Source organism: Blastopirellula marina DSM 3645 (assembly GCF_000153105.1).
GTDB classification, from domain to species: Bacteria; Planctomycetota; Planctomycetia; order Pirellulales; family Pirellulaceae; genus Blastopirellula; species Blastopirellula marina.
On record NZ_CH672376.1, the window covers coordinates 993,900 to 1,019,789 of the forward strand.

25 protein-coding genes are annotated in these 25,890 nt (G+C 57.5%); 9 read left to right on the forward strand and 16 right to left on the reverse strand.

The window, feature by feature from the left end:
- The first annotated feature begins 11 nt into the window (after positions 1-11).
- Positions 12-173, forward strand: a complete 162-nt coding sequence (locus tag DSM3645_RS31200) for a hypothetical protein (protein ID WP_237564766.1) — start codon at positions 12-14, stop codon at positions 171-173.
- Here DSM3645_RS31200 and DSM3645_RS05750 read toward each other — a convergent pair.
- From DSM3645_RS05750 to mnmG, 5 genes are all read right to left on the reverse strand, one after another.
- Positions 158-877, reverse strand: coding sequence for a hypothetical protein (locus DSM3645_RS05750; protein WP_040351643.1), 720 nt, complete (start codon positions 875-877; stop codon positions 158-160). The genes DSM3645_RS31200 and DSM3645_RS05750 overlap by 16 nt on opposite strands.
- Positions 878-1,125: 248 nt before the next feature.
- Positions 1,126-2,700: a Na+/H+ antiporter NhaC family protein gene (locus DSM3645_RS05755; RefSeq protein ID WP_002651123.1), complete on the reverse strand. Its 1,575-nt coding sequence runs from the start codon at positions 2,698-2,700 to the stop codon at positions 1,126-1,128.
- Positions 2,700-3,539, reverse strand: coding sequence for a sensor histidine kinase (locus tag DSM3645_RS05760; protein ID WP_002651124.1), 840 nt, complete (start codon positions 3,537-3,539; stop codon positions 2,700-2,702). Before DSM3645_RS05760 ends, DSM3645_RS05755 begins: the two co-directional genes overlap by 1 nt.
- A 113-nt stretch (positions 3,540-3,652) precedes the next feature.
- Positions 3,653-4,234, reverse strand: a complete 582-nt coding sequence (locus tag DSM3645_RS05765) for a response regulator (RefSeq protein WP_002651125.1) — start codon at positions 4,232-4,234, stop codon at positions 3,653-3,655.
- 870 nt (positions 4,235-5,104) lie between these two features.
- Positions 5,105-6,937 (reverse strand): tRNA uridine-5-carboxymethylaminomethyl(34) synthesis enzyme MnmG, encoded by a 1,833-nt coding sequence (gene mnmG, locus DSM3645_RS05770; RefSeq protein WP_002651127.1) that lies wholly within the window; start codon positions 6,935-6,937, stop codon positions 5,105-5,107.
- 133 nt (positions 6,938-7,070) lie between these two features.
- Here mnmG and DSM3645_RS05775 point away from each other — a divergent pair, with 133 nt between their 5' ends.
- Positions 7,071-7,916, forward strand: a complete 846-nt coding sequence (locus DSM3645_RS05775) for a phosphorylase family protein (RefSeq protein ID WP_002651128.1) — start codon at positions 7,071-7,073, stop codon at positions 7,914-7,916.
- An 85-nt stretch (positions 7,917-8,001) separates the two neighbouring features.
- A complete protein-coding gene (locus DSM3645_RS05780; RefSeq protein WP_002651129.1) occupies positions 8,002-8,982 on the forward strand; it encodes a tetratricopeptide repeat protein in 981 nt (326 codons plus the stop codon).
- Between the two features lie 123 nt (positions 8,983-9,105).
- Here DSM3645_RS05780 and DSM3645_RS05785 read toward each other — a convergent pair whose 3' ends face one another.
- From DSM3645_RS05785 to DSM3645_RS05805, 5 genes are all read right to left on the reverse strand, one after another.
- Positions 9,106-9,762 (reverse strand): methyltransferase family protein, encoded by a 657-nt coding sequence (locus DSM3645_RS05785; RefSeq protein ID WP_050769313.1) that lies wholly within the window; start codon positions 9,760-9,762, stop codon positions 9,106-9,108.
- A complete protein-coding gene (locus DSM3645_RS05790) occupies positions 9,759-10,826 on the reverse strand; it encodes a hypothetical protein (protein ID WP_002651131.1) in 1,068 nt (355 codons plus the stop codon). The genes DSM3645_RS05785 and DSM3645_RS05790 overlap by 4 nt, the downstream gene beginning before the upstream one ends.
- Before the next feature lie 302 nt (positions 10,827-11,128).
- Positions 11,129-11,467, reverse strand: coding sequence for a P-II family nitrogen regulator (locus DSM3645_RS05795; protein ID WP_002651132.1), 339 nt, complete (start codon positions 11,465-11,467; stop codon positions 11,129-11,131).
- Between the two features lie 76 nt (positions 11,468-11,543).
- Positions 11,544-12,989, reverse strand: coding sequence for an ammonium transporter (locus DSM3645_RS05800; RefSeq protein WP_002651133.1), 1,446 nt, complete (start codon positions 12,987-12,989; stop codon positions 11,544-11,546).
- 233 nt (positions 12,990-13,222) lie between these two features.
- Positions 13,223-13,777: a cob(I)yrinic acid a,c-diamide adenosyltransferase gene (locus tag DSM3645_RS05805; protein ID WP_002651134.1), complete on the reverse strand. Its 555-nt coding sequence runs from the start codon at positions 13,775-13,777 to the stop codon at positions 13,223-13,225.
- A 91-nt stretch (positions 13,778-13,868) separates the two neighbouring features.
- Between DSM3645_RS05805 and DSM3645_RS05810 the strand changes: the two genes are divergently transcribed.
- Both DSM3645_RS05810 and DSM3645_RS05815 read left to right on the forward strand, forming a co-directional pair.
- Positions 13,869-14,921: a TolB family protein gene (locus DSM3645_RS05810; protein WP_202594922.1), complete on the forward strand. Its 1,053-nt coding sequence runs from the start codon at positions 13,869-13,871 to the stop codon at positions 14,919-14,921.
- 2 nt (positions 14,922-14,923) lie between these two features.
- Positions 14,924-15,367, forward strand: a complete 444-nt coding sequence (locus tag DSM3645_RS05815) for a bis(5'-nucleosyl)-tetraphosphatase (protein WP_002651136.1) — start codon at positions 14,924-14,926, stop codon at positions 15,365-15,367.
- Here DSM3645_RS05815 and DSM3645_RS05820 read toward each other — a convergent pair.
- Positions 15,357-16,172: an RING finger protein gene (locus DSM3645_RS05820; RefSeq protein ID WP_002651137.1), complete on the reverse strand. Its 816-nt coding sequence runs from the start codon at positions 16,170-16,172 to the stop codon at positions 15,357-15,359. The two genes, DSM3645_RS05815 and DSM3645_RS05820, sit on opposite strands and share 11 nt — an antisense overlap.
- Positions 16,173-16,265: 93 nt before the next feature.
- The gene (locus DSM3645_RS05825) at positions 16,266-17,873 is read right to left on the reverse strand and encodes a transglutaminase-like domain-containing protein (RefSeq protein ID WP_131282268.1); all 1,608 of its coding nucleotides are present in this window, start codon (positions 17,871-17,873) and stop codon (positions 16,266-16,268) included.
- Positions 17,874-18,322: 449 nt separating this feature from the next.
- On the opposite strand from DSM3645_RS05825, the gene DSM3645_RS05830 reads away from it, so the two are divergent.
- Entirely contained in the window at positions 18,323-19,015 is a 693-nt protein-coding gene (locus tag DSM3645_RS05830; RefSeq protein WP_002651139.1) for a hypothetical protein, read from the forward strand.
- Between the two features lie 187 nt (positions 19,016-19,202).
- Positions 19,203-19,856 (forward strand): hypothetical protein, encoded by a 654-nt coding sequence (locus tag DSM3645_RS05835; protein ID WP_131282271.1) that lies wholly within the window; start codon positions 19,203-19,205, stop codon positions 19,854-19,856.
- Between the two features lie 18 nt (positions 19,857-19,874).
- Here the strand turns inward: DSM3645_RS05835 and DSM3645_RS05840 are convergent, their stop codons facing one another.
- From DSM3645_RS05840 to DSM3645_RS05855, 4 genes are all read right to left on the reverse strand, one after another.
- On the reverse strand, positions 19,875-21,506 hold the full coding sequence (locus tag DSM3645_RS05840; RefSeq protein WP_002651141.1) for an ATP-binding protein: 1,632 nt from the start codon (positions 21,504-21,506) through the stop codon (positions 19,875-19,877).
- Between the two features lie 375 nt (positions 21,507-21,881).
- Positions 21,882-22,391: a hypothetical protein gene (locus DSM3645_RS05845; protein ID WP_040351644.1), complete on the reverse strand. Its 510-nt coding sequence runs from the start codon at positions 22,389-22,391 to the stop codon at positions 21,882-21,884.
- 71 nt (positions 22,392-22,462) lie between these two features.
- A complete protein-coding gene (locus DSM3645_RS05850; RefSeq protein ID WP_002651143.1) occupies positions 22,463-23,569 on the reverse strand; it encodes a pyridoxal phosphate-dependent aminotransferase in 1,107 nt (368 codons plus the stop codon).
- Between the two features lie 72 nt (positions 23,570-23,641).
- Positions 23,642-24,847, reverse strand: a complete 1,206-nt coding sequence (locus DSM3645_RS05855; protein ID WP_002651144.1) for a hypothetical protein — start codon at positions 24,845-24,847, stop codon at positions 23,642-23,644.
- 212 nt (positions 24,848-25,059) lie between these two features.
- On the opposite strand from DSM3645_RS05855, the gene DSM3645_RS05860 reads away from it, so the two are divergent.
- A complete protein-coding gene (locus tag DSM3645_RS05860) occupies positions 25,060-25,482 on the forward strand; it encodes a hypothetical protein (RefSeq protein WP_002651145.1) in 423 nt (140 codons plus the stop codon).
- Positions 25,483-25,485: 3 nt separating this feature from the next.
- A complete protein-coding gene (locus DSM3645_RS05865; RefSeq protein ID WP_002651146.1) occupies positions 25,486-25,884 on the forward strand; it encodes a TadE family protein in 399 nt (132 codons plus the stop codon).
- Positions 25,885-25,890 lie beyond the last annotated feature (6 nt).

Below are 25,890 nucleotides of genomic sequence, written 5' to 3' on the forward strand. Positions count from 1 at the left end.
GATACGGATTGATGTATTGGCAACAATCTATATCGCAAAACACCAATGTTCAACAAGTTTTAAGAGAGGCGCTTTATGGCGCCCAAGAAATAACCGAAGCCGATGGACCGGAGAAATCCATCGGCTTCGCCCTCCTGGGAATTGGGGGAATGTCGCGTTACGGCAGCATGTAGCGGAAAAAGTTGCGTACCGGCTGGTTGTCGACGTAAACCTTGGGCTGGCCGTATAAGCCTTGGCCGACGCTGAAATCGGCGGGGATGCCGGCCACCGGCAAGATCGGACGATAGGTCGTATTGAATCGAACCGGCGGCGGAGTCACGACGGTCGGACCGGTAATCACCGGCGACTGCGTCGTGATAATCGGTGCAGGCGCCGAGTAGCTCGCCGGTGCAACCGATGGAGCCGGCGAATAGCAAACGGCCGGGCGAACGCCGGGATTGGTCGGAACAGGCGCCGAAAAGGTGGTGGTGGACGGCAGCGGTGCGGCGTAGCTGGTCGACGGAGCTTGCGTCACCACGCGCGGCGGCACGTAGTTGGGCGGAGCTTGTTGATTTTGCGGAACCGGCGCCAGGGAAGGAGCATAGTCGGCGGCATTGGAGTTACTCGCGGACGACTGCGACTCGCTGGCGTAGAACATCGTTCGCTGCACTTCGCTGGGCGCCGAGTTGGAGGTTTGCAACGGTCCTTGCTCGTACCACGGAGCGGCCGTCGTACCAAGCGAAGCGCCAACCGGCTTGGCCGTCACGATGTTCCGCGCGATCGGCTGCACGTATTGCGGAGAGACCTGATGAAAACGATCGGGCCGCGGCGTTTGCGCGGCGGCGATCGCCGGGATCATGATAGCGGCGGAAAGTGCAAGCAGTATCGAGCGTCGCATTTTGGTTCTCCGTGGCGAAGGCCTTTTCGTTTTTACACGTCGACAGTGACATAGTGCAACGTTCGTGCCGACGGTCAAGCAATTCGTGTTGCTATCTAGAGACGCGTCGAAAAGCAGCGAACAGGGCAATCGCCGATAAAGGCAACGACCTCTTGAGGTTGGCCTCGCTATCGCATCGAGCTAGCGATCCTTGAAAAAAAATAATCACGCGCAAAGTTGGTCACTTGTAATGATCGTGACGCGCGTAACTATTTCAAACTTGGTCGTTTGCCTAAGAAAAAAACGACCGCGATGAGCGTCGCCGCGCCAACCGCATGGCAGACCCAAACCGAAGCGCCCAGCGCAACCGGCAAAGTTCCGCAAACGATGCTAGCGACGCCGACTGTCATCGCGTAAGGCATTTGCGTATTTACGTGGGCGATATGATTGCACCCGCACGCTTGCGACGACAAGATCGTCGTGTCGGATAGCGGCGAGCAGTGGTCGCCAAAGATGGCGCCGGCCAGCACGGTGCCGACGACTGCCGCCAGCAACGGTGAAGTTTCGAGCGAGACTCCGTTGTCGAGCATTAAGTTATAGGTGAGCGGAATCGCGAGCGGCATGACGATTCCCATCGTTCCCCAACTGGTTCCGGTTGAAAAAGCCATCGCAGCGGCGACCAAAAAAGTGACCGTCGGCAGTAGCCACAGCGGGATCGATCCGCTGGTCAGTTCGGCCAGATAAAGTCCGGTTCCTAGTCCGGCGTCGCCGCCGCTGGTTGTCGCCGCCAGAGCGCCGGAGAGCCACAAAATCGCCAGCGCCGGGGTCATCGCCAAAGCGCCTTTGAACATGCCCCACAAGAGCGTAGCGACGGGAACGACCTGCTGAGGCGGAATCATCAACAGCGCAATCGCGTTGCCGGCGAGCGCGCCATAGATCAACGCATCGTACGACCCAGCGTTGCCGAAGATGTTGGCCCAGGTCGGTTCCAATTCATCGGCGGTTACTTTTTGCATGCCCGAGTAATAGAGCCACCAGGTCACGACGGCGACGGTTGTCAGGATGGGGAGCGCGGCGTTGAGCCAGTGACTCGATACGCCGGCCTCCTCTTGCGGAGCTGCAAACAACAAGTCGTTGCTCGACTCCTCATCCAGGCATTTCCGTTCGGCGGTCAGCATCGGTCCGAAGTCGCGCTCGAATCCGGAGATCAAAAAGACGAACAAGATCGCCCACAACGGATAAAAGCGAAAGGGAATGCTGGCTAGAAAAAGCTCGATCCCTTCCAGCTGAAATCCAGCGGGCAGGCCCCCAATTCCTTCGCCGATATAGTCGATCTCGACTGCGACCCAGGTCGACACCAACGCCAAGCCGGCGACCGGTGCGGCGGTCGAATCGATCAGAAAAGCGAGTTTTTCCCGCGAGATCTTCAGCCGATCGGCGAGTGGACGAGTCGTTCCGCCCAGCAGCAGCATGTTGGCGTAGTCGTCAAAGAAGATCGCCAGCCCGAGGAGAGAGATCAAGACTTGTCCGCCGCGGCGAGATTTCGCCCACGGCAGAACGCGCTCGACCAAGCCGCGCATGCCGCCGGTGACGGTGATTAGTCCGACCATCGCGCCCATCGACAGCGTAAAGGCGAACGCCTTCAGCTTGTCGACGTTCAGCAAGTTGCCCCCCAGGTATTCGACGACCAGCGTATACCCGGCCGCGATCGGATATCCGTCGCGCACCAGCAGTGCGCCTAGGACGACGCCGACGAAGAGGGAAATCAGAATGCGTCGCGTCGTCAACGCGAGAACAATGGCCGTTAAAGGAGGAAGTAAGCTGATCCAACCGTGATGTTCCATCAATCCGCTTTCGCAGGGCTTTCGGTCGACAAATTCCAAGGGATTTGCAGGCAAAGCTGCGCCCCATGTTTGTCGTAATTTTGGAAGGTAACCGTGCCATGATGGGATTGGGCGATCGTCCAGCATTTGGTCAGGCCAAAGCCGAGACCGCGGCCTGCTTCGCGACCTGAATAAAAAGGATCAAACGCTTGGCTACGAACTTCGGCTGGGGCGCCGGGTCCGGTGTCTGCGATCGAGATAGCGCAATGATCTTGTTGGGCCGCGACGGTGACGATGATTTCGCCGGCGGCGCCGACCGCTTCTAGACTGTTTTGAATCGCTGCGGCGACCGCCGCCGAAATCTGTACGCGATCGGCGATCAGCGTGAGCGACGCCGGACCGTGAAAGCAAATGGAAGTCGACTGCAGCTTGGCGACGTCGGTCAACGAATCTAGGACTTCGGCGACCGCAGCGACCACATCAAACGGAGCGCGCTGCGGGGCGGAAGGTCGTGCAAAGAGCATGAGATCGGCGATCATCGCGTGGCCGCGCATCGCTTGAGCGTAGATCGTCGCTAACTGTCGACGTCGCTCGGGGTCGGCTTCGTGCAGCAGCAGCGATTGGGCCCGGCTGGCGATGTTGGCCAGCGGGTTGTTGATTTCGTGACTAGCGCCGTAAGCAAGTTGTTTGACGGCGGTCAGTTTGGCGTCGCGAAACAGCGTTGATAAGGTGGGCGCCAACGTGGCGCTGCTCTGCAGTTGTTGCGACACTTGATCGCGCAGTTGCGGCGATAGCTCCGCTAAGACGGCGTCGAGCAAACGGCCGACCAACGGATCGTCATCGCAGGCGGATTGCAGCATCGTGCGGCCAACATCGTCGTATTAACAAAAACGCGTATGCCGAGTTAGGCTCGGCATACGCGTGAAGAATTTGGTCATCGGTCCGTGCGAAGCGTCAGCTTCACACGGCGGCGCTACATGGAAGTAACCGATTCCAGGTCCAACATGCCGCATGCGCGATCGAGCAGAGCTTCGACCGAGAACGGCTTTTGGATGAAATCATTGGCGCCGGCTTCTTTGAGGTCCGCGACCTTGTCTTGTTCGACCATCCCGCTAATACAGAGGATTTTGACATCCTCCATCGTGCGGTCTCCCCGAACTCGCTGGCAAACTTCTTTACCGTTGATATCAGGAAGCATAATGTCGAGAACGACAATGTCAGGGTGGAACTCTTTGACCAGCATTCCGGCGTCAAACCCGTTATTGGCGGTTTTGATGTCGAAACGACCGTCCCGTTCAAAAGCGTCGACCATCAATTCGACCAAATCTTGGTCGTCGTCGACGATCAGCACTTTCCGCTTACCGCTTTCCAACGCATCGGTTGGAATGCCGTTTTCTCGCATGAAACTGAAAAGTTGATCTCGCGGGATACGGCGAAAACGACTGCCGGGAACGCGGAATCCTTTCAATTGGCCCGAATCAAAGCATCGAATGATGGTTTGTTGGCTGACTTTGCAAATTTTGGCTGCTTCGCCAGTCGTAAAAACAGTCTTCATCAGGTAACACCCTCTCCCTAGCCACAGCCGGTACGGGACCGAAGAGACTTCCCGCCCAGTTGTGTATGAGCTTGTGATGCAGCTCCTTCGTCCGTGTAAATCGAGCTGAAAGCTCGCTGATCGCTTTGTTTTTTGAAAGGTGTGTAATCTCCACACCCTTCAGGTTTCGTTTATTTCCGCTGACCATCCGGTTGTACCGAAATTACCGAATTTGCCAACTGACGGAATTATATCGTTCAAAAAGGGCGCGTCAAGATTGATCTTTGAATCGCAAGCTGTTGTCTTTTAAGGACTTGCGAAACGAGTTCAGAATACGTTGCAAAGAAGCGGCGCAGCGCTGCTCGTCTGACGACCAGCAATGACAGCGCTAGCACGCATCCGTCTAGAGTGCCGGATTGGGGGCGTAAATCCTGTTGTCCACGTAGGTTTCGTCGATCGGGCGGTTCGGGCGAGAGACAACCGACGGCGTGGGAAAAGCAGGCATGGCAAGACGCCGCAACTCGCACGGCGCTACAAAATTGTCAGCGAGCAAAGAATGTCGATTTTCGTGCAAGCCGAAACCAGATTTGATTGACCTGCTCATGGCCGATATTGACAATCAATGTGGGTAAGACGAGCGAGGATTCGTGATGGCGAGCACTCGAAATCGATCTTTGACCGATGAGCTTTCGAGCATTCGTCAATGAAAACTGTGGTGACGGTACGCTCTATGCCGCTCCTAGCGAATTTGTCCGCGATTTGCTGTGAGAGCGGAAATCACCAATGGACGCTGCGCGAGTCCGCGATGCGATTCAAGTTGGACTGAGCGACGCGAAAGCGGGACGCGTCAAGCCTGCTCGTCAAGCGATCAAGAAGTTGGCGAAATAATTCTCACGCCGCCGGCATCCGCCCCTCCAGATAAACCAGCAGCAGCGCAATATCGGCCGGCGTGATGCCGCTGATTCTCTCGGCTTGGGCCAGCGTGCCGGGGCGATGCTTGGCTAGTTTCTCGCGCGCTTCGGCTCGCATTTGAGATAGCCCTGTATAGTCGAACGAATCAGGGATCCGCTTGTCGGCCAGTCGCTTCTGCCGGGCGACTTCGGTCTGTTGGCGGACAACATATCCGGCGTATTTGATGTCGTAGGTGACTTGCTCAGCGACCGCGGCGCTGAACTGGGCGAGTTGCGGGTCGGCGGCGACCATCATCTCCCAGGTCGCCTCGGGACGCTTCAGGTACTTCTCAAGCGACGCTCCCTCGATACGACCTGTGGTGAGCAGCTTGCGGGCGGCCGTGATCGCGGTCTCCTTCTGCTCTAATCGATTCCAGCGATCACTGTCGATCATCCCACACGCGTGGGCGATCGGCGTTAACCGGCGATCAGCGTTGTCTTGCCGCAGCATCAAGCGGAACTCGGCGCGGCTGGTGAACATCCGATACGGCTCGTCGACGCCGCAGGTCACCAGATCGTCTATCAACACGCCGATGTAGGCTTGATCGCGTGAGAGAATCAGCGGCGGCTTATTCGCGGCGGCCAGGGCGGCGTTCGCTCCGGCGATCAAGCCTTGCGCGGCCGCTTCTTCATAGCCGGTCGTCCCGTTGATCTGCCCGGCGAAGTAGAGCCCGTCAACATCCTTGGTTTCCAGCGTCGGACGCAATTGGTCCGGCGAGCAATAATCGTACTCGACCGCATAGCCGTATCGCATGATCTCGGCCTTTTCCAGGCCGGGGATCAGCTTCAACATCCCGTCTTGGACGTCGCGCGGCAGACTGGTCGAGATGCCGTTGACGTAAACTTCGCGCGTCCGGCGACCTTCCGGTTCGAGAAACAGCTGATGCTGCGTCTTGTCGCTGAAGCGAACGACCTTGTCTTCGATCGAAGGGCAATAGCGGGGCCCGCTTCCTTGAATCTGGCCCGAGTACATCGGCGCGCGATGCAAATTGGCGCGAATCAACTCATGCACCGCTTCGTTGGTGTGCGTAATGTGACAGGGGACCTGCTCCAGCGTCAGGCCGTCTGTCAGATACGAGAACGGTTGCGGCTGGTCATCGCCGGGCTGCTCTTCGACGGCGGCGTAGTCAATCGTGTTGGCGTTCAACCGAGCCGGCGTGCCGGTCTTAAAACGCTCGACCCGAAATTGGAGACGCTTCAATGCCTGACTGATGCCGGAAGAGGTTCCTTCGCCGCCGCGCCCGCCTGGGGTCTTGGCTTCGCCGGTATGCATGATCGCTGAGAGAAACGTGCCGGTTGTCAGCACGACGCGTGGCGCGCGATAGATGACGCCGCCGTGGACCAGAACGCCGGTCACCTGTTGGCGACCATCCACTTTTTCCGTCAGCAGATCGGCGACGATCTCTTGCCGCAGCGATAGGTTCGGCTGATCTTCGACCATCAGCTTGACTAGGTTCTGGTACGCTTTCTTATCGGCTTGGGCGCGTGGTCCATGCATCGCCGGGCCTTTGCGGCGATTGAGCAGCCGAAACTGGATGCCGGTCTCGTCAATCGCGCGGCCCATCACGCCCCCTAGCGCGTCGACTTCGCGGACGATCTGCCCTTTGGCGACGCCGCCGATCGCCGGGTTGCAGCTCATTTGGGCGACGGTGTCGAGATTGGTCGTCAACAGCGCCGTTTTGGCGCCAAGACGCGCAGCGGCCAGCGCCGCTTCGGTTCCGGCATGGCCGGCGCCGATGATCAAGACGTCGTAGTGATAGATGATTTCGGTCATCGTTGCCCAGTTTACGATAGGTCGCAGCCGCGAAACGGGTTATTTTAGCTGGAGAGGGCATGTCGCAACAGGTTCGACCTGTCGCGGTTTGTCCGCTTTCCCCTCTCTCCTACTTCGAGCGAACGAGAATTTCATGCTGTTGCGGTGGCTGGTCGGCAATTGGGTTCAAAACCAGGGACGCGGCCTGATTCAAGAGAAACTGAAGGCCCATGTCGCCGGAGAAGGGGAGCCGATCCATGCGCCTGAGACGCTTGAAGTCGCTTGTTTCTTCGCGCTGGGGATCGAATCGGGCGGATTGTACGACCTGCTAGAAACTCCCGAAACCATCCAGCATCCCGACTTTGTCGAACATCTCGGCCTATTGGATGGTCGCTTGATTGCGTTGGTCGAAACCGGAGTCGGCGGCAAAAAAGCACGGCGAACGACAGAGCAATACATCGCGCTACGGAAGCCGCAGTGGATTGTTTCGTGCGGCTTTGCCGGCGGTTTGGCCGAACCGGTGAAGAAAGGGCAGGTCGTGATGGCCAACGCGGTGGTCCGAGCCGAGCGCGAAGAATTGGTAATTCCATTCTCGATGACCGCCGAGCAAGCGGCCAGCCAACCGGGGCTGCACGTTGGGCGTTTGTTGACGGTCGACAAGATCGTTCGTACGCCTGACCAGAAGCGACAGTTGGGAGATTTGCATGGGGCCATTGCGGTCGATATGGAGACTTATGCGACGGCGGACGCTTGTGTTGCGCAGAAGACCCGTTTCCTGTCGGTGCGCGTGATTACCGACGCGGTGGATGACGAGTTGCCCAAGAACCTGGAACGGCTTGTCGAGCAGAACAGCACGGCCAAAATGATCGGCGCTGCGGCCGCCGCGATCATCAATCGACCTTCCAGCGTGCAGGATATGTGGCGCCTGCGCGAGACCGCTATGAAGGCCAGCGATCGGCTGGCGCGGTTCCTTCAGGGGGTCGTTCCGCAGCTGAAGTAAGGGGCGTCGCTTAACGATTGCTACGCCATCCTTATCCTGCTATCTTTGAGTCGTTCTTTTTCATTGCGCGTGGGTAAGGCGATCTATGGATGCTCAGCAAGCGGTTGAAGCGGGCCTTGCACTTTTGGACCAAGGAAAACGGGATGAAGCGCTGGAGCATCTTGAACATGCGCTTGGCCTCGAGCCGAAGCATGGCCAGGCATGGTTCGCCAAAGGCTGCGTGATGAGCGAATCGGGCCGCACGCGCGACGCCGCTCATTGTTACTTGCAGGCGCTGCAATATGCCCCCGCCTACGCGGCGTTGATCTTGTTTGATCTGGGCAATTGTTTTCGCGACATGGGGGAAGGCGAGCGAGCCTTAGAGTGTTTTCAGTCGGTGACGGAACTGGATCCGGAGAACGCCGACGGTTGGATCAACCAAGGGGTCGTACTGGATAATCTGGGCCGACCCGAAGAAGCGATTCCGTGCTATGACGCGGCGATCCGGTTGGCGCCGGAGGATGTGGACGCGTGGGCGAATCGGGGGAATTGTCTCAGAGCGCTGTGCGAGTTTACCGACGCGATCGCGTGCTACGAAAAGGCGCTCGAGTTAAACCCGCAAAGCCGAGCCGCCTTGGCGGGGCGCGGAATCTGCGTCGCTGAACTGGGCGAGCCGGAACGCGGTTTGAGCTTGCTTGACCAGTGCCAGAGCGATCCTCCTTTTCCGCCGCTGTTGATCGAACGAGCGACGATTCTCACGCAACTAGAGCGGTTTGAAGAAGCGATCGCCGACATCGATCAGGCCGTGCGACTCGGAGCCAACTTTCCGGAAGCGTGGAGCAACCGCGGCGAGTGCCTAGTGCGGCTCGGGCAATTTCCGGAAGCGGTTATTTCGTTTGAGACGGCCCTCACGCGCAGTTCCATGTTTGTGCCGGCGCTCTACGGCAAGGCCCGAGCGCTATGTCTCTGTCAGCAGATGGACGCCGCCCGCGAAGCCTTGGAGCTGTACTTCACCGTCGCCGACGAAGAGGATCGCCGCTGGGAAGCGGCGCAGCAGCTGCGTGAGTTTTGCGAAGAGGAAGAATAGGCGCCAAAGGCGTCGAGCGACCTGAACACTGCCGCGCTGCGCCAGCCAAGGGAAAGCGGTTGGCGATGCGGGCTAGTGTCGTATCGCCCGGGGGCTTTGCGGCGTGGGTTTCTCGGCGATGGTCTAAACCAGCCCCGGGATCATCTTCCAGCGGACGCGTGTTGCGTATTCGCGATAGCTTTCGTCTTGGGTGAGCAAGCGTTCTTCGGCCATGATCCGCAGCATCCATAGCAACACGGCGCCGCAGTAGACGGCGGCGTTCCAGTAGCTGAATTGATTGATCAAGTAGCCGCCGAAAGCGACGACATAGCTGAGGTAGAGCGGATGCCGCACCCAGCGATACATGCCGCCGGTTTTGATCCCGCGATTGGCCGCGACCACGCCGATACTGCGATTGAGCGACGCCATGGCGAAGATTTGCAAGCCGAGTCCGACGCATTGCACGATCTGGCCAAACAACGTGTCATGACTGGCGCCGGCCGGCATGAACAGGATCACCGCATAGGTGCCCATGATCGCGACCGTCCAGTCGTACAGCGACATCGACACTTTCTCTGGCGGTTTGCGGATCAAGTAGAAGAAGACGTCGCTGGAGACTTTCACCAACAATAGGAAGGTGCTTAAGCGGTACCAGGTAAAGAAGGCTTCTCCCTGGATCCAGGCAAAGCGAAAGAAAAATGCGGCCAACACGAAGTTGGTGCACATTTCCCATACTAGGCGTTTGAATCTCGGCAAATCGCTTTCCAGCGGCGAAAATGAAGTCGTAGCGTTGGCGTTCACTGGGCAATCTCCATCGTTTCCTGAACCTTCTTCTTGCGAGCTTTCCAGATCAGGCCGTCGACAACGTAATGGTGAAAATTAATCGTTTGGTAAATCACCATCGCGACCACCGGGATCGCGGCGATGATGCTTAAGTTGGTCAGCATGTAGATCACGCCGTAGACCAGGCTCGTCAGTCCCAAGCAGACCACGAAATAGCAGACGACGTTAAACGGATGCGTCTGGCTAATCGCCGAGAGCAGCATGTTTTTGGGATCGGTTCCTCGCTTGAAGCGATTGGCGTTGAACATCCAAACAATCAGGATGTACTGGGCGTTGTGCCAAACGTTCAGTACGAGCCAGCCGTGATCGATGTCACGCACGAGCACGTAGCCCACCGTGAAAATCGTCAAGTGCGTAAACATGTAGAGCATCAGACCCAGCGAGGTCTTTCCTGCACGCCAAGCGAACGCTTGACGAGCTAACCAGACGGCGGTCACGCTGAACGCGACGACGCCTGAAGCGACGACCAGCCAATAAGGCGTCGGTAGATACATCACTTCGGAACCGAGAAACCGCGGTGAAGCCTGGTACGAGCGATAGAGGATGCCCCACAGCGGAACCAGGTACAAGGACCAAGTGGTTAAGCGCTCGTCGATCGGCGACAGCCCGCCGGCTTTGCGGCTATAGAATCGCGAGATTCCGTAGCTTTGACGCGTGTAGTGAAACCATTGCCAATAGAGATAGATGGTCGCCAGCGCCCAGATGCCAAACGTCAGTCCGATCACGGCGGTAGCCGCCAAGACGACCCAAGGCAAAACGGTGAGCAGTCGACGATGCTCGCGAGCACTCTCGGCGTCGAACGCGAGACGCGTAAACGTCGCGACGACATGGTGATAGCCGAGCAGCCACAAATCAAGAATGAGAATAATCGGAAACCATTCGGGACGAACGGTCACGATTGCGCCAGAGGCCAAAGCCAAAATCGCAACGCCGAAAATCAGCGTCATATCAAACTTGGCGTTACGCAGCCAACCGTATCGTACGTCCGCTACGGCGCTGTCGGACAGGGCGGCAGTGCTCATTTTCACTCATTCAAATGGGGACCTGCAGTACGAGAAAACGTAGGTTGCAGTTGCCATGAGGGAAAACAAAAAGCGGCGGATGTCGCGTTAATTCACCTTCGGTTCGTAGGAATAAAAACGATGGTGAGGATTGTCGGGCTTGTGATTTTTCGTAGACGCGAATCGCCAGATGTAGGGTCCGCTGTGCGGACCGGGAAGCGCTCTAAAACTTGAAAGCAATCTGGCGGGGCGGATGGTCCGCATCGCGGGCCCTACTTTTAACGGCTTGTCGCCTTGTAAGACTAAGACTGCGTGTCGTCCAGTCAAACGGCGTCTTCCCCCATTTCGCCGGTGCGAATGCGGATCGCCTGTTTGACGTCGTAGATGAACAACTTGCCGTCACCGATCTGTCCGGTTTGGGCCGACTTCAAAATCGTGTCGATGACCAACTGCAGATTGCCGTCGCTGCAGATGATTTCGATCTTGTGCTTGGGCACGAAGTCGACTGAATACTCGGCGCCGCGGTAGTTTTCGGTATGTCCTTTTTGGCGGCCGTAACCTTGCACTTCGCTGACGGTCATGCCGTGAACGCCCATGTCGTTGAGCGCCATTTTGACATCTTCCATCTTGTGGTGCCGAATAATCGCTTCCACTTTTTTCATATCGATCCGATCTCCTGCAAGCGGGCGCCCGGCGAACCTTGGCCGGGCGCGACTCTCTCTAGTCTAAAAAGAGGGGCTAATTGAAGATATAGCCCTCTTCCCCATGTTCGGCCAAGTCGAGCCCGCGAATTTCGTTTTCTTGCGGCACGCGCAACCCAATCGTAAAGTCGATCAACTTCAGAAGGAGGAAGGTCACGACAACCGAAAAGAGGATGGTGATCCCTACGGCCGTGATTTGGCCGATCAAAAGCGAAATTCCGCCCCCTTCGTATAAACCGATCGGCTGACCTTCGGCGCCGGCAAAGACATTTCGTGTGGCGAAAACGCCGGTCAAAATAGCGCCCAAAGTTCCGCCAACTCCATGTACGCCAAACGCGTCCAGCGAGTCGTCATAGTGCAACTTGTGCTTCAAGTGGATGACGGCATAGTAGCAAACGATCCCGGCGATCGCTCCCATCGCGAGTGCTGGCATCGGCAGCACAAAACCGGCCGCCGGCGTGATGCAAACCAATCCGGCGACCGCGCCTGACGCGCAGCCGAGCACGCTCGCTTTGCCGTGGTTGATCCATTCCATCACCGCCCACGCGACCGCTCCGGCCGCGGCCGAGAAGTGCGTCACCGCAAAAGCGTTCGCAGCCAGGCTATTGGCCGACAAGGCGCTGCCGGCGTTGAAGCCGAACCAACCAAACCACAACAGCCCGGCGCCCAGAGTCGTGTAGGTCAGGTTATGCGGCCGCATGTCGTCATTGCCAAAGCCGAGTCGATTGCCGATCAAGAGCGCACACATCAGGGCCGAGACCCCCGAGCTAATATGCACAACCGTGCCGCCGGCAAAGTCGAGCGCGCCCCCGGCGATGGCCGATTCGCCCCCATAGAACAAAATTCCTTCGTCCCAAACCCAGTGACACAACGGGCAATAGACGCAAGTTCCCCACAATACTGAGAAGAGGGCCATGCTGCTGAACTTCATCCGCTCGGCGAAGGCGCCGCAGATCAAAGCCGGCGTGATGATAAAGAACATTCCTTGAAACAGCATATGCGTGTACCGCGGGATGGTTCCTTCCATCGGCGTGACGATCTGGCTCGAGCCGGCGTCATAGTGCGATTGCACGTTGTTCATAAAGAGGTAGTCGGCGTTGCCGAAAAAGGGATCCGATCCGCCGAACGACAGCGAATAGCCCCAGAGCGCCCAGACGACTGTCATCAGCCCCATCAAAAACATGCACTGCATCATCACGCTCAGCACATTTTTGCGCCGGACCAGGCCGCTGTAGAACATCGCCAAGCCGGGCGCGGTCATCAACAGCACCAGCGCACTGCTCATCAACATCCAGGCATTATCGCCGGTATCAAGGCCTTCTCCAGCGGCGCCGTCTTGCTGGATCATCTCGGCTACATCGGGGGAGCCGACCGGTAGGTCATCCGGAACCGGCGAACCCTCTTGGGCGAAAACCGCAACGGCGGATGTAAGAATCAATAAGAGCGCGCATAGGCTGAGCGCGCTGCGAACATGCGTGCGCATCGAAGTACCTCGTAAATGAATGCCTGGGCCATGATTAGGAAAAAATGTGCGCCGCCTAACGTCCGCCAGGATCGTTTCCCGCCCATTTTTTCCATCAGGAAGTCGGATTCATCGCCGGTGCGCCGTGAAGCGCAGCCGTGCCTATGCGGTTTTTCCAACTTGAAGCTACCCAAGCTATTTCTCCCCTCACGCCGTGTAAAGGGTGGAATAAGTACAAGCGAGAAAAATTCTCCTCACGTACCAGCGGGATGCCACTCGGTTTCGTGATGTCCCGAGAGTTGGTTCGACCAACGAGCCAGCACAAACAGCAAGTCCGCGAGACGATTGAGGTAGCGGAGGGCCAAGCTCGCTGACGCGTCGTATTTCCCATCGTAGAGCGTCACCAGATGCCGTTCGGCGCGGCGACAAACGGCTCTGGCTTGATGCAGGTGAGCACCGAGGGTCGAACCCCCGGGCAAAATAAAGGCCGTTAGCGGCGTCAGACGCGATTCGGCCAGATCGATCGTTTGTTCGAGCTGCGTGATGCTGTCGTCGTTGAGCAGCGTCGTGCCGGCCGCCGCCGGGTCCGGCGACGCGATCTGCGCCCCCAATGCGAACAGATCGCTTTGAATCAAGCCGATCGGCTCGGCGATTTCGGGCGAAGCGGCTAGGGAGAGTACGATCCCCAGCAGCGCGTTCAGCTCGTCGATATCGCCGATCGCGACGATGCGGCGGTCATCTTTGCGAACGCGACCGCCCCGATAGAGCCCGGTTTCGCCGTCATCGCCGGTTTTCGTATAAATCTTCATGGCATCGAATCCAGGCCTGACTGGCTACTATAATGAAAGAGCAAAGTAATCGACCCACGGCACGCGACTCGACCCCTGCGAGGTTAGCTTTATGCGTTGGATCAGCGGATGTATGGTATTGGCCCTGACGGCGACGACCTTCTGCAAGGCCGAAGAGCCGGCCTCGATCGAAGGACGTTTTCTCTCGAATGTTCGTCAGGTGACCAGCGGCATGGTCAAAGCCGGCGAAGGCTATTTTTCGCCGGACGGCAAGACAATCGTCTATCAAGCCGTCCCGCCGCAGTACCCATTCTACCAAATTTACACGCAGCCTCTGTCGGGCGGCGAGCCGACCTTGATCAGCACCGGACGCGGGCGAACGACTTGCGCCTACTTTTCGCCCGACGCGAAGCAGATCATGTTCGCCAGCAGCCATCTCGATCCGATGCTGACCGAAACCGAACAAGCCGAAATCGCCCAACAGGAAGCGGATCGCAAATCGGGGACGCGGCGCCGCTACTCTTGGGACTTTGACCCCTATACCGACATCTTCGCCAAAGACTTGAAGTCGGGCGAATTGACGCCGCTGACGACCGAAAAAGGGTACGACGCCGAAGGCGCCTACAACAAAGACGGAACCAAGATCGCCTTCTGCAGTGATCGCGACGGCGATCCCGATATCTACATCATGGACGCCGACGGCACGAATCAAAAACAACTGACCGACGCCAAAGGATACGACGGCGGGCCCTTTATTTCTCCCAACGGCAAGTGGATCGTCTTTCGTAGCGATCGCAAAGAAGAAGGCTTTTTGCAGATCTACGTGATCGGCGTCGATGGCCAGCACGAGACCGCGCTGACCGATAACGTCGGCGTGAACTGGGCTCCTTATTGGCACCCCACCGAGCCGTACATCATTTGGGCCGGCGCCGATCATTCGCAGCCGGGCCGTCCCAACTATGACTTGTGGCTGATGAAGTACGAAGAAACGGTCGATGCGATCAAGCCGGGGAAGGTCTGGCGAATTACCGATTCCGCCGCGGCGGACGTGTTGCCGGTCTTCTCGCCGGATGGAAAACAGTTGATGTGGACCAGCACGCGAACCGATGATCACAGCAGCCAGTTGTTTATTGCCGATTTCCAGTTTCCGCAGGAAGATCAATAGAGATGCAGGATGCCAACGCCGACTTGCCAGAGACGAAGGCCTGCGGCTTTTTGATCGTCAAGGGCGATCCCATCGAGTCGTTCCTGTTGATGCGGCACAAGGATCGCTGGGACTTGCCCAAAGGGCATGTCGATCCCGGCGAAGATGAAATGACCTGCGCCCTGCGTGAGCTGGAAGAAGAAACCGGGATCACGTCGCGCGATATCGCCGTCGACCCCAACTTTCGCTACGCGCTGCAATACGTTGTGAACTACAAAAAGCGAATGGGCGGCGTCACCGCGCTAAAGACCAGCGTCTATTTTCTGGCGACGTTGACCAACGAGGTCCAACTGAAGCTGACCGAGCATCAGGGATCAGAGTGGTTCGCTTGGAACCCTCCGCATGGGATCCAAGAGCAGACGATTGACCCGCTGTTGGCGGCGGTCGCCCAGCACGTTAGTGCGTAAGCGACGCTTCGGTCGCCGTCGTTCCTTCGCACGAGTAAAGCACGCAACCGACCTTCGGATCCCAGCAGCGGCGATGATAGATCGCACCGCAGTCGTTGCAGGCGACGCCATCTTCTTTCACCACGTCGCCGCACGCGTTGCAGATGGTTCGCATCGTATTCGGAACGGACGCCGGGGTCGCGTCGGATTGCAACTGCTCATCGTTTGGCGTGATGGTCGTCGAGGGAATCCGAATTTCACAGCAGTAGGCGACCAGAACTTCCAATTGGTCGGCATAGCCGAAGGTCTTCTCCAGCGTGACGAACAGAAAACCATCATGGATCTCGACATAGGCGGCGCCGGGGCGAGTCATTTGATTCAGCTCATCCAGGGCTGAAAAAAGCCCAGCCGCAATCAGGCGACGCGCAGTTTCAGGCTGTTCGGCGTACAACCGATACTTCGCGTCAAAGTCGGCGTCGCCCGACTCAATCGTCGGCGATTCGTCGTAGAAGAAGTCAGGACGCAACGTTTTGCGGGGCTGAATCTGCAACCGTAGTCGCGGCTCGGGCCAAGTGGTGCGAAACTCGGTCAGATAGCGGCCTGCGTAACCGACCGGCGGCTTGATTCGTAACATCGCTGGCTGACCATGCAAATCAAACGAGACGGCCGTCTGATCCGGGTTCTTCGTCTGCGTGAACTTGCCGTCATACATTTGGGCGATGGCGCGCATCGCTCGAATGGGATCCGAGCGAAAGCGGAGACCCACCGCCCATAAGACTCCGATCGCCAGAAAAGTCGTGACGGTAATGAGAAGGAAGATCGTCATCGGATTCCGCTCCTTGGTGGTGTCGGGAAAGAACGATCGTCGCTGTTAAAAGCAATTCGTTTGAGGAAACATCCTCTTGCCGAAAATCGTTCGCTATTCCAGGCTGAGCGGCTTAATTTCAATGTTCCCAATGACTTGCGTCACCGGTAAAAATGCAGCGAGTGCGCCTCCCCCGGCGAGGTCCGAATCGGCGATTTTGATATGTCCCACTCCGATCCCTCCGCGGCCCAAGGTTGCGTCGATCGGGATCCAGCGACCATCGATCCAGGCTTCGGTCCACATGTGATAGGCGAAGCCCCGGCCTGACTTGCCGTCGTAGTAAACCAGGCCGACCGCCGCACGGGCCGGAATCTGGTGGGCGCGTAACAGGGCGATCAGCAAGACGGCATGTTCCGTGCAATCGCCGGTTTGGGATTTGGCGACTTCGGCGGCCGAAGCGAATGCTTGGGAAAAGTCCTTTTGTTGGATCGCTTGGTGAACTTGCTGTTCCAGTTCGAGCGCAAGTTTCCAAGGCTCGTTGTTAGGCGTCTTGGCCTGGGTCGCCATTTTTTGGACCAGGGGGTCGTCGACTTGCACCAGACTGCTCGCCGCCAGATCAGCGTCGGTTGGCGGCGTTTGCTCGGAAAGCTGCGGCGGTAATTTTGTCTCCGGGCGCAGCGCGATCAGATGCAGATGGAGCGATTTTTTCGTCAGGTCGCTGGTCCACTGACTGCCGCTGGTCGGAAAGAGGGTCGGCGAGATATTCTTTTTCAGCGTGATCAAATACTCGGCCGAAGTTTTATCGGTATGCACGCCGTCCAGCGGTTGCGCGAGCGGCACGATCGTTTCGGCGGCGAGATCAAACTCGATCGCTTCAATCGGCGATTCGGCGAAATCTTGCGTGCAGCGATAGATCACCATGCCGGGACCTGGAGGGGCCATCTTGACGGTGTGCCCTTCGAGATCGACCCACATCGGAATCTCCATCAGCGGCTTGTCTTTCTGGGAGATCACGTTCGAGACGCGGAGCAGCTCGACTTCGCTGCCGTCGAGCAGCTTAACCGGCTCCAGCTTGCCGGCGACGTACTTGATCTGACAGGCCTGATTGAGCATCGGGGCCAGCGCCGTCGTCTCGCGCGTTTGACCCGGCTTGATCGGCGGGTTTTCTAATAATTGAGCGGCGGCATAGACGCCGCCCCATTCTGGTTTCCAGGGGATCTCCTCAGAAAAGCTGCGTCCGGCGGCGGTGGTCGTGATGGTGAGCGTATAGCCGTCGGCGGAAACCTGGCCGGCGAAGGACGAGCTGTTTCCCCCTTGTTGGACGTTGGTTTCATACGACACGAGCTGGCCCGCGGGGGTTTCGAGGAAACGATTGACGACGTTCGTCTCAATGGTCTGCTCTTGGCGCCGCATGACGATCTTTTCGGTCGAGATCGACTCGATCAACTCGCGATCTTGTTTTTCAATGCGTCGGACGACTTCGTGCGTATTACCGGTCTTTCGACCTTGTTGAATGATGGCCGACCAAAGTTCTTCCAGCGTCTCTTTCACCTGCTCGTCGGCAGGCGAAACGGATTGCTGTTCTTGAGGTTGGGGAGGTTGATTCGGCTCGACCTGCGGAGCGGGATCAGTTTGTGTGACTTCCCTCGTACAGCCGGTTGTCGCAACCATTACCAGCAGAATAACCATTACGAAATGCACGAGGCGTAGGATCGTATTCAACGGCGCGGCTCCTTCGTTACAGACGGGACATACGGCAGTATATCAAACTACGCGTTGCGGCTCTTCAACGCTCGTGTTGCAGGAAAACTCCGCCGCATCGCTGGAGTCAGCCAATTGGGTGCGATCTTTTTCAAATTGTTCGCAACATGGCTCAAGTAGGTTCCATTCACGGTGCTATGATCTCTACAGATACGACATCGGAAACGTTCCAAATTGCAGTTGGCGACTAGTCGATTTTTCCCGCCAATTGTTTGAGCCAGCCTGTTGTCGAATAGAGTGATCGCTCGGATTGTTGGGTGCGGTTAACACTTCGCCGACATCGAGTTCATTGATTTCGCGGGCAAGTTATCAATGGTCGCTCTAGGGTATTCCTATCAACCAGATTTTAAAGTGTTGAGACAACGGCGTTTCCTCACTTGTGATCACCGGAAGAGGCGGTAGAGGTCAACATGGGCTTCTTAAAACGATTTTTCAAAAACGTCTTTCACGACGGCGCGACAGCTCCGACCGGCAATAGCTTTGAGCATTTGTCGGAAGAGCAGATCGAGGCCCACCTGGGCGTCAACCGCTATAACAGTTTTGAACTGACGGACGCGGTGCGCCCTTCGTACGATCTGAAGGTCGTGCCGAGCCAAGGTTACCGACGCGACGTCTATCATGACGAAGAGACCCGAGCCAGCGTGCCGGTGCTCATGGCGGCCGCCACCAAGTCGGTGTTGTTCGACGTCTTTATGGACTTGCTCGAACCGCTTGGCTCGGAAGTCGACGTCGTGCTCGAGACGAGTCATACCCGCGACGGCGCTGGTCATGTCGACTTGTATCGCGAACATATTGATCTGCCGGTGCTGAAAAGCATTTTGTGGGAATACGAAGACTTGCTGCTGAATGACGGCTGCACGGGAATCGCCGTGCTCAATCCGAACATTCCGCTGGAAGTTCAGTTTGACGAGCACAAGCTGCTGATTGTGTATGGAAACGAACTAACGTCGTTCGCCGAGATCCTGGACGATCGCTACGTTCGCAACAGCGACGATATTCGCTTTATCACCGAAGCGGAACACGTTCACTCGTCGAGCGAAAAGTACCAGCAACAGTTTGAAGAGTTGAAAATGCGGCTCGGCATGGACGGACACTACTGCTAATTACGGAGCTCGCAGACCCACAGTCGTTTCGATTCCCAGCTTTCGGCCGCCGCCGAAAGCTTTTTTATGCTAGCACCCGGCGGAAAAGCTGCTCTTGTCGTCGGCCTCGCTTTTCGCGACACTTCTCCGCCCCCTCGTCGGGGACGGCTGCCCAGATAGGTGAACTTCGCGAAAAGGCGCTTTCGGCGTGGTGCGACTGGCAATCTTACTATTGATGCTCTCAATCGCCGTGGGGTGCCATGCGCTGCGACTTCCGTCTTGGATTGGCGCCGGCAGGCCGCCGGCTCAAATCGTCGAAAATCCGGCGTTTATGCAGTTTGGCGACTATGAAGTCCTGTGGGAGCAGATTGTCGATTCGATCGACGATAATTTTAAGATCAAAGACGAACAACGCGTGCGGGTGATCGCCGGACAATTGACCGAAGGGCGCTTGGAGACCTATCCGACGATCGGTTCGACCCTGTTCGAACCATGGCGGACCGACTCGACCCGCGGCTACGAAAAACTAGAAAGCACTTTGCAGACGATTCGCCGCACGGCGATCGTCCGCGTCATGCCGGAGCAAGGGGGCTATCTGATCGACGTCGAAGTTCGCAAAGAGCTGGAAGACCTGCGGGGGCGACGAACCGACGTCGCCGATCTGGACCTGTTGCGACATGACGGGACGCTGCGAACGGAAGACGACGGCGCGATCCAAGACGCGATGACGCTTGGCTGGATTCCGCTGGGACGAGATCTGGAACTAGAGCAGCGTCTGATCCAGGATATTCGGGCTCGCCTGGCCGCGTGCGGCGCTCCGCCGCAAGAGCGGATGCCGTTGCGACTGCCGCCGACTCAGTAAGTAAGCGACGCGGCCGTATTATTCTTGCCTACGATTCTGCAGTACGTACTTTGCAACCATTTGCAACAGTTTGCGTTGGTCGATCGGCTTGGGCAAATAGTCGTCGCATCCGGCGGCTAGACATTTGATCCGATCGCCTGTCATGGCGCTGGCGGTCAACGCGATGATGGGAATTTCGCATCCCTTTTGACGTAACGCTTGGGCTGCATCGTACCCTGACATGATCGGCATATGCATGTCCATCAGCACCAGGTCGAAGGGGCGCTCTTGATCGGCGAGCAGCATCTCGATCGCTTCGGCGCCATCCCCAGCGGATGTCACCGTAGCGCCGGCTCCTTCCAGAATGCGGCGAACCAAAAACTGAATCGACGGAGCGTCTTCGACGATCAACACATGACCGGGGATAGTCGTCGGCAGCGCGGCGGCGGCTTCGTTCCCAGGAGCAGTCGGCTCCTCCGCCGCCATGATTTCGAGCGGCAAGCGAAGCGCGAATGTGCTGCCTTGTCCTGGCTGGCTTTCGACTTCGATCGTTCCGCCCATGGTTTCGGCCAGACGCTTGCTGATGCTGAGGCCAAGTCCGGCGCCGTCGCGTCGACGCGCGGCAGTTCCGTCCAGTTGGCTGAATGGTTCAAACAGAAGCTTTAATCCTTCCGGCGGAATTCCCTCGCCGGTGTCGGTGACCGAAAAGCGGAGCAATTGAGAATCAAGCGGATCGATTTGCAGGTGAACCGTGACCGAGCCATGATCGGTGAATTTGACCGCGTTGCCGGCCAGGTTAAAAAGTATCTGCCGCAGGCGAATCGGCGCGGCGGCGATGGTGGTCGGCATGTTGTCATCCATGGTCCACGAAAGTTCAATCGATTTTGCGGCGGCGGAGACTCGTAACGAATCGACGACTTCAGCGGCGATTTCGCCCGGCTGACACGCAATCTTGTTGTTCTCGATTCGTCCTGCTTCGATCTTTGAGAGGTCAAGAATATCGTTGATCAAGTTCAGCAAGTGATCGCCTCCTTGGCGGATCATCGCTAGGAGTTGTCGTTTTTCTTGATCGGTTTCCTCGGTGTTCAGGACCTCCGTCAATCCCATCACTGCGGTTAACGGCGTACGCAATTCGTGGCTCATGTTGGCCAGAAACTCGCTCTTCGTCTGGCTCGCAGCATGTGCCGCTTGTTCGGCAAGCTGTCGCGCAACGATTTCTTTTTCCAGCTGGGCGTTGAGAGATTGCAGCTCTTGCGTCCGTTTATGAACTTCGTCTTGAAGCTGTCGCGGGCCGCGCAGCGACATTGCCAGCGGAGTAACGCGGAGCAGCGCAATCACGGTTCCCCAGGAAACGATCGCCGTGGCGAGTTTCACGACGGCCGACAAGCGATAGACGGGCCACCAGAAGATGATCGCTTCGATCACGTGCGTCGTGCCGCAAGCGAAGATGAACGCGACAAATAGCCAAAAGACGGCCGGAAAGGGAATGTCCTTGCGGCGTCTTAGGAAATAAAGCAAGACGATTGGAATCGCCGTGTAGGCGCCCCAGACTGCTATATCCGAGAAAATATGGATCCAGCCCCACGCCGGTTCTTCGTACCACGCGTGACCACAGTACCAGCGCGCAGGAAATCCGTCGGTATTGAAGAGGTTAATCCATCCCCAATTCATGTGCGTACCAATCGCTTTCCTCAATGCGTTCAGACCGACCCCCGGCAGGCGATCAAATCAATGAACCAATGTGGATTAGAACAGCACAGAAGACTGTAGCACCATGGGACTTAAAGGGAAGTACGCGTCCATTTTGTGCGAAATCAGGAAGTAAAAGGGCGATATCGCCGGCGAAATTGGTCGTCGGCCATTGCAGCGAGGAGAGAGTTTGTCGCTCTCGCGTGGGATTCAATCCAATCCAAGCATTCGTAATCAAGCAGAAATTATTGCTCCCTAAATAGAGGCGCACATCGATGCTCTTTGATGCGTTGCCGCCGCGCGCTTGTTCTGAGAAGGGGAGGGGCCAGAAGTTGGTTACAAGTGGCCAGAAGTTGGTTACAAATGGATTGCCTGGTCCGACGACGGCTTGTCCTGACGGGCCCCGTTTTGCAGCATCTCTCTCAGCTCTTCTGGATTTTGACAGATCGCACGAGGCTGCATCGCTGCGGGAGCGTCTTCAAAGTTCGACTCGTGCAAGCTAATCGCCATGCCATTGCGCTGAGAGGTCAAAATCAGATTGCCGGCATCCAGCAAGCTGATCAGAAAACCAGTCAGGCTGGGAGTTAGATCACGTTCGACGTGCAGCGTGAACTCTTCGATGTAACCGGCTTGCTGTCCACCGCAGGCGACGTGAAAATCTCCGCCGTCACCGAGGTGAACAATTCCCTGGGCTTGTTCAATCGGCTGACCCGCCGCTTCATCCAACAAGGCTTTGACCGCCGATTGCTCGGCCGGGGTCATCGGCAGATGAGGACGCTCCTGCACGGGAAGGCCCGTCGCCGCGTCGACTCGCTCCGTCGGTTCGCAGCTCCAATGTCGCGACGATAATCGCAATTCGAAACTCATGCGGATCGCTCCGTCGAGGAAATAGTTCTTCCCTTTAGTGTAGCGATTCAAAGTCGGTTGGGCGAATCGAATTATCCTTGGGCTAACTTGCGCAAGGTATCGACCCCTCGCTTGAGCGTTTCGTCAGGCGCCGCGTACGAAATGCGGAAGTGCGTATCTTGCTTGCTGAAAATATTGCCGGGGATGATCAGCAGGTTGTTTTCAATCGCTTTGGCGACAAATTCCGTGCCTGTCCCCCAGGGCGCTTTAGGGAAAATGTAGAAGGCGCCATCGGGTTGGGAAACTTCGTAAAGATCGCCGATTCCCTCCAGCATCAGATCTCGCTTCCGCGCGTAAGTCGCAACGTGCTGGCTCATATCGACATCGAGCGCCGCGGCGCTGGCCCACTGCGCCGGCTGCGGTGCGCAGACAAAGGTGTATTGCTGCAGCTTGACCATGGTTTCAATCACGGCGGAGGGGCCATGCACGTAGCCGACGCGCCAGCCGGTCATGCCGTAGCTTTTTGAGAAGCCGTCAATCACGATCGTTTGATCGTTGTATTTGGCGGGAGAAACGAAGTCGCCATAGGTGAACATGCGATAGATCTCGTCGGAGATCAGCGCGATATTTTTCTCTCCGGCCAGCTTGGCCAGGCCGGCGACTTCGGCTTCGGTGGCGACAACGCCGGTCGGGTTGGCGGGGCTGTTGAGCAAGATCAACTTGGTTCGCGGGGTAATCGCGGCTTCCACTTTCGGCAGGTCAATGCGGAAGTCGGGATAGGTGTTGATGATGACCGGTACGCCGCCGACCAGCTTCACCAGCGATTCGTACATCACAAAGTAAGGGTCGAAGATAATCACTTCATCGCCGGGATTGACCAGGGCCAACATTGACAACACCAGGCCGCCGCTCGTACCGGAACAGACGAAGTTCGTTCGATCACGATGCCCCAATTCGGCGTCAATCGACGCTTGCAGCTTGTCTCGCAGGACAGGCATCCCTTGCGTCAGCGCATAGCCGTTTTTGCCATCACGGATCGCCGCAATGGCCGTGTCTTTCACTGCGTCCGGAACGTCAAAGTCCGGCTGTCCGATCGAGAGGTTGATCGGATCGGTCATCTTCGCCGCCAGGTCAAAGACTTTACGAATGCCGCTAGAGTCAAAAGCGGCGGTACGATCGGCGATCCAAGGGTGAGTCATGCGTCATCAAGCAAAAAAAGAAGCCGCCCAAACGATGCGGCGAAGTGAACCCAAAGCGACTCGCAGTATGACTTAGATCAACTGGCTCGACAAGCTGCGATCGATGCGGCTTTGGCGAGTTAAAAGAAGGGTCACGACCCCCAAGGCATCGGCCGCCGGCAGTTGATTTCGCCACCAATAGCGACCGCTTGGCTCGACCCCAAACTGACAGTCGTGCAGGCGAATCGCGCTCGCCATTTCGCCCCGTCCGGCGGAGCAGCGGACCAGCGTCGCTTCGCTCGGCAGGTCGAGCGGCGTAGGAGAAGCGATTCGCAGCGGCTCTGGTTCCCAGATCGCGACTTCGTCGATTAGCAGCTTGGTCAGCTGCGGCTGAAGAACGCGATAGCCTCGTTCTTCAAAGACCTCAATCGTCTCGCCGTTGCCGTCAATCCAGACGCCGAAATGGGCCTGATGCCGTTGGATCGCCGCCGCCAAGCGAGCGCCGGGATCGCCGCCGCTAGGAAGTACGAAAAGTTCGCAAACGGAACGTGCGATCAACTGCCGCAACAGGTTCACTGAGCCGCGCGCCGGAGATTGCACGACCAGTCGCAACGGACGCAGCGCACGATGCAGCGGTGCAAAACGTTGAAGATAGGGGGATGACATCTCGATCTCGGTGAGCGAACCCCGACGCCGGGCCGGCGGCAATCGGTCGTGGGGCTGAAGTCGCCGTTTGATCTTTTCCAGTGGATCGCCGGCGATCGGCGCTCCGCCGGGGCCGAACAGCGAAACCTCGATCCGGCGAAGATCTCCTAGCGGCGAGCTCAGCAAGATTCCGCCGGCTAGCTTTCGTTGGTCAATCGTCCAAGCGGTCAGTGCGGTGGTCGCGTCGACCAGCAGTTCGACGGCGATCCCGGCTCTTCGCCACGCGGCGATGATCGCTTCGGCTTGGTCGATCGCAGCTTGGTGGGCCATACCCAGCAGCAGCGGCGCCCTGCTAACAGACTTCTGTCCCCAGCAAAACGCGGCGGCGAGTTGGGCGGCGTCGTCTACCGAAAACTCGTCAAACAAGTCGGCGGAGAGTCCTTCGTGATGAAACTGCTGCTCGAGCGGCGGTTTGGGCGGGATCTCGCTCCATTTCTGGATGATCCTCGCCGGCAGGCCGGCCTGATCCTCTCGCTGGGGGCAATTGCGGCAGCCGGGGAAGAACTGCGTCAAACGAGATAGATGGGTCGCCCGATCAATCGGCGCCGCTTGGCCAGGGCATTGGAAGGTCGGAATGTGGGGTTCGTCGCTCATCTTGCCGAGAACTCTACTCTGATCCAACGCTTGAGGTCAACGGAAACGATCATGGAATTGTCGTTTGTAGCGGATTTACGGGTCCTATAGATCAGATATTTGCAGGATTCTAGGGGCAAAAATTGGCGTTTCGGCATTTCGTCATGAGCGGCGACCTACGTTTGCAGGTCTAGCGCATGACTTGCGCGCTCGATTTTATAGAGAGTAATTCCATGAACCAACGTCGCGGAGCCCGATACGTCGATCCCTCGGTACAAGGGGGAATCGTCCTGCGGATGCTGTTTTACTGGACCACCTTTTTCCTCGTCGGTCTGTTAATCGCAATCTCAGTACAGGTGCTGACAAATCCGCTGGAACCAATGGGGACCCATTTTGCGAACGTTTGGCGAAACCAAGGCCCGTTCATTCTGGCGGCGCTTTGCTTGTTGCCGATCTTCGCCTACGACCTGGTTCGATTCAGTCATCGATTTGTCGGACCGATCGTCCGGTTTCGCAGCGTCGTCAACGAAGCGGTCGAGGGAGAAGTGCCGGAACCATTTCACCTGCGTGACAAAGACTATTGGAAAGACTTCGCTTCCGATTTGAATCGTTTGTTTGATCGTATGCGCAGCGGCCAGTCGCCGCGGGAGAACTAGACGATGCGACGGACAACTTGCAATCAATCGCGTCGCGGCATGGCCGTCACCGAACTGGCGATCTGCCTGCCGGTGGTCGTGCTGATTTTGATGGCGGCGATTCAAGGCGCCGAAATGATGTTTTTAAAGCAATCGGTCGCAATCGCCGCCTACGAAGGCTGTCGCGCCGCGCTGCAACCCAACTCAACGACCGCCGCCGCCGTAAACGCCGCGTCTTCCGTTTTGACGGATCGCAACATTGCGGGAGCGACGATCGATCCTTCGAACTTTACGAAAGCGAAAACGGGATCGGACGTGACGATCTCGATCACCGTTCCCGTCGCGCGTAATTCGACGCTGCAAGGCTGGATGTTTTCACCGCCCACAATCACTTCATCGGTCACGATGATGAAAGAGTATTGAGGCGCA

What these genes read in the sequence shown, in the direction of transcription:
- DSM3645_RS31200 (WP_237564766.1), top strand. Translation starts at nt 12, where the DNA reads ATGTATTGGCAACAATCTATATCGCAAAACACCAATGTTCAACAAGTT.
- DSM3645_RS05750 (WP_040351643.1), bottom strand. Translation starts at nt 877, where the DNA reads ATGCGACGCTCGATACTGCTTGCACTTTCCGCCGCTATCATGATCCCG.
- DSM3645_RS05755 (WP_002651123.1), bottom strand. Translation starts at nt 2,700, where the DNA reads ATGGAACATCACGGTTGGATCAGCTTACTTCCTCCTTTAACGGCCATT.
- DSM3645_RS05760 (WP_002651124.1), bottom strand. Translation starts at nt 3,539, where the DNA reads ATGCTGCAATCCGCCTGCGATGACGATCCGTTGGTCGGCCGTTTGCTC.
- DSM3645_RS05765 (WP_002651125.1), bottom strand. Translation starts at nt 4,234, where the DNA reads ATGAAGACTGTTTTTACGACTGGCGAAGCAGCCAAAATTTGCAAAGTC.
- mnmG (WP_002651127.1), bottom strand. Translation starts at nt 6,937, where the DNA reads ATGACCGAAATCATCTATCACTACGACGTCTTGATCATCGGCGCCGGC.
- DSM3645_RS05775 (WP_002651128.1), top strand. Translation starts at nt 7,071, where the DNA reads ATGCTGTTGCGGTGGCTGGTCGGCAATTGGGTTCAAAACCAGGGACGC.
- DSM3645_RS05780 (WP_002651129.1), top strand. Translation starts at nt 8,002, where the DNA reads ATGGATGCTCAGCAAGCGGTTGAAGCGGGCCTTGCACTTTTGGACCAA.
- DSM3645_RS05790 (WP_002651131.1), bottom strand. Translation starts at nt 10,826, where the DNA reads ATGAGCACTGCCGCCCTGTCCGACAGCGCCGTAGCGGACGTACGATAC.
- DSM3645_RS05795 (WP_002651132.1), bottom strand. Translation starts at nt 11,467, where the DNA reads ATGAAAAAAGTGGAAGCGATTATTCGGCACCACAAGATGGAAGATGTC.
- DSM3645_RS05800 (WP_002651133.1), bottom strand. Translation starts at nt 12,989, where the DNA reads ATGCGCACGCATGTTCGCAGCGCGCTCAGCCTATGCGCGCTCTTATTG.
- DSM3645_RS05805 (WP_002651134.1), bottom strand. Translation starts at nt 13,777, where the DNA reads ATGAAGATTTATACGAAAACCGGCGATGACGGCGAAACCGGGCTCTAT.
- DSM3645_RS05810 (WP_202594922.1), top strand. Translation starts at nt 13,869, where the DNA reads ATGCGTTGGATCAGCGGATGTATGGTATTGGCCCTGACGGCGACGACC.
- DSM3645_RS05815 (WP_002651136.1), top strand. Translation starts at nt 14,924, where the DNA reads ATGCAGGATGCCAACGCCGACTTGCCAGAGACGAAGGCCTGCGGCTTT.
- DSM3645_RS05820 (WP_002651137.1), bottom strand. Translation starts at nt 16,172, where the DNA reads ATGACGATCTTCCTTCTCATTACCGTCACGACTTTTCTGGCGATCGGA.
- DSM3645_RS05830 (WP_002651139.1), top strand. Translation starts at nt 18,323, where the DNA reads ATGGGCTTCTTAAAACGATTTTTCAAAAACGTCTTTCACGACGGCGCG.
- DSM3645_RS05840 (WP_002651141.1), bottom strand. Translation starts at nt 21,506, where the DNA reads ATGAATTGGGGATGGATTAACCTCTTCAATACCGACGGATTTCCTGCG.
- DSM3645_RS05845 (WP_040351644.1), bottom strand. Translation starts at nt 22,391, where the DNA reads ATGAGTTTCGAATTGCGATTATCGTCGCGACATTGGAGCTGCGAACCG.
- DSM3645_RS05850 (WP_002651143.1), bottom strand. Translation starts at nt 23,569, where the DNA reads ATGACTCACCCTTGGATCGCCGATCGTACCGCCGCTTTTGACTCTAGC.
- DSM3645_RS05855 (WP_002651144.1), bottom strand. Translation starts at nt 24,847, where the DNA reads ATGAGCGACGAACCCCACATTCCGACCTTCCAATGCCCTGGCCAAGCG.
- DSM3645_RS05860 (WP_002651145.1), top strand. Translation starts at nt 25,060, where the DNA reads ATGAACCAACGTCGCGGAGCCCGATACGTCGATCCCTCGGTACAAGGG.
- DSM3645_RS05865 (WP_002651146.1), top strand. Translation starts at nt 25,486, where the DNA reads ATGCGACGGACAACTTGCAATCAATCGCGTCGCGGCATGGCCGTCACC.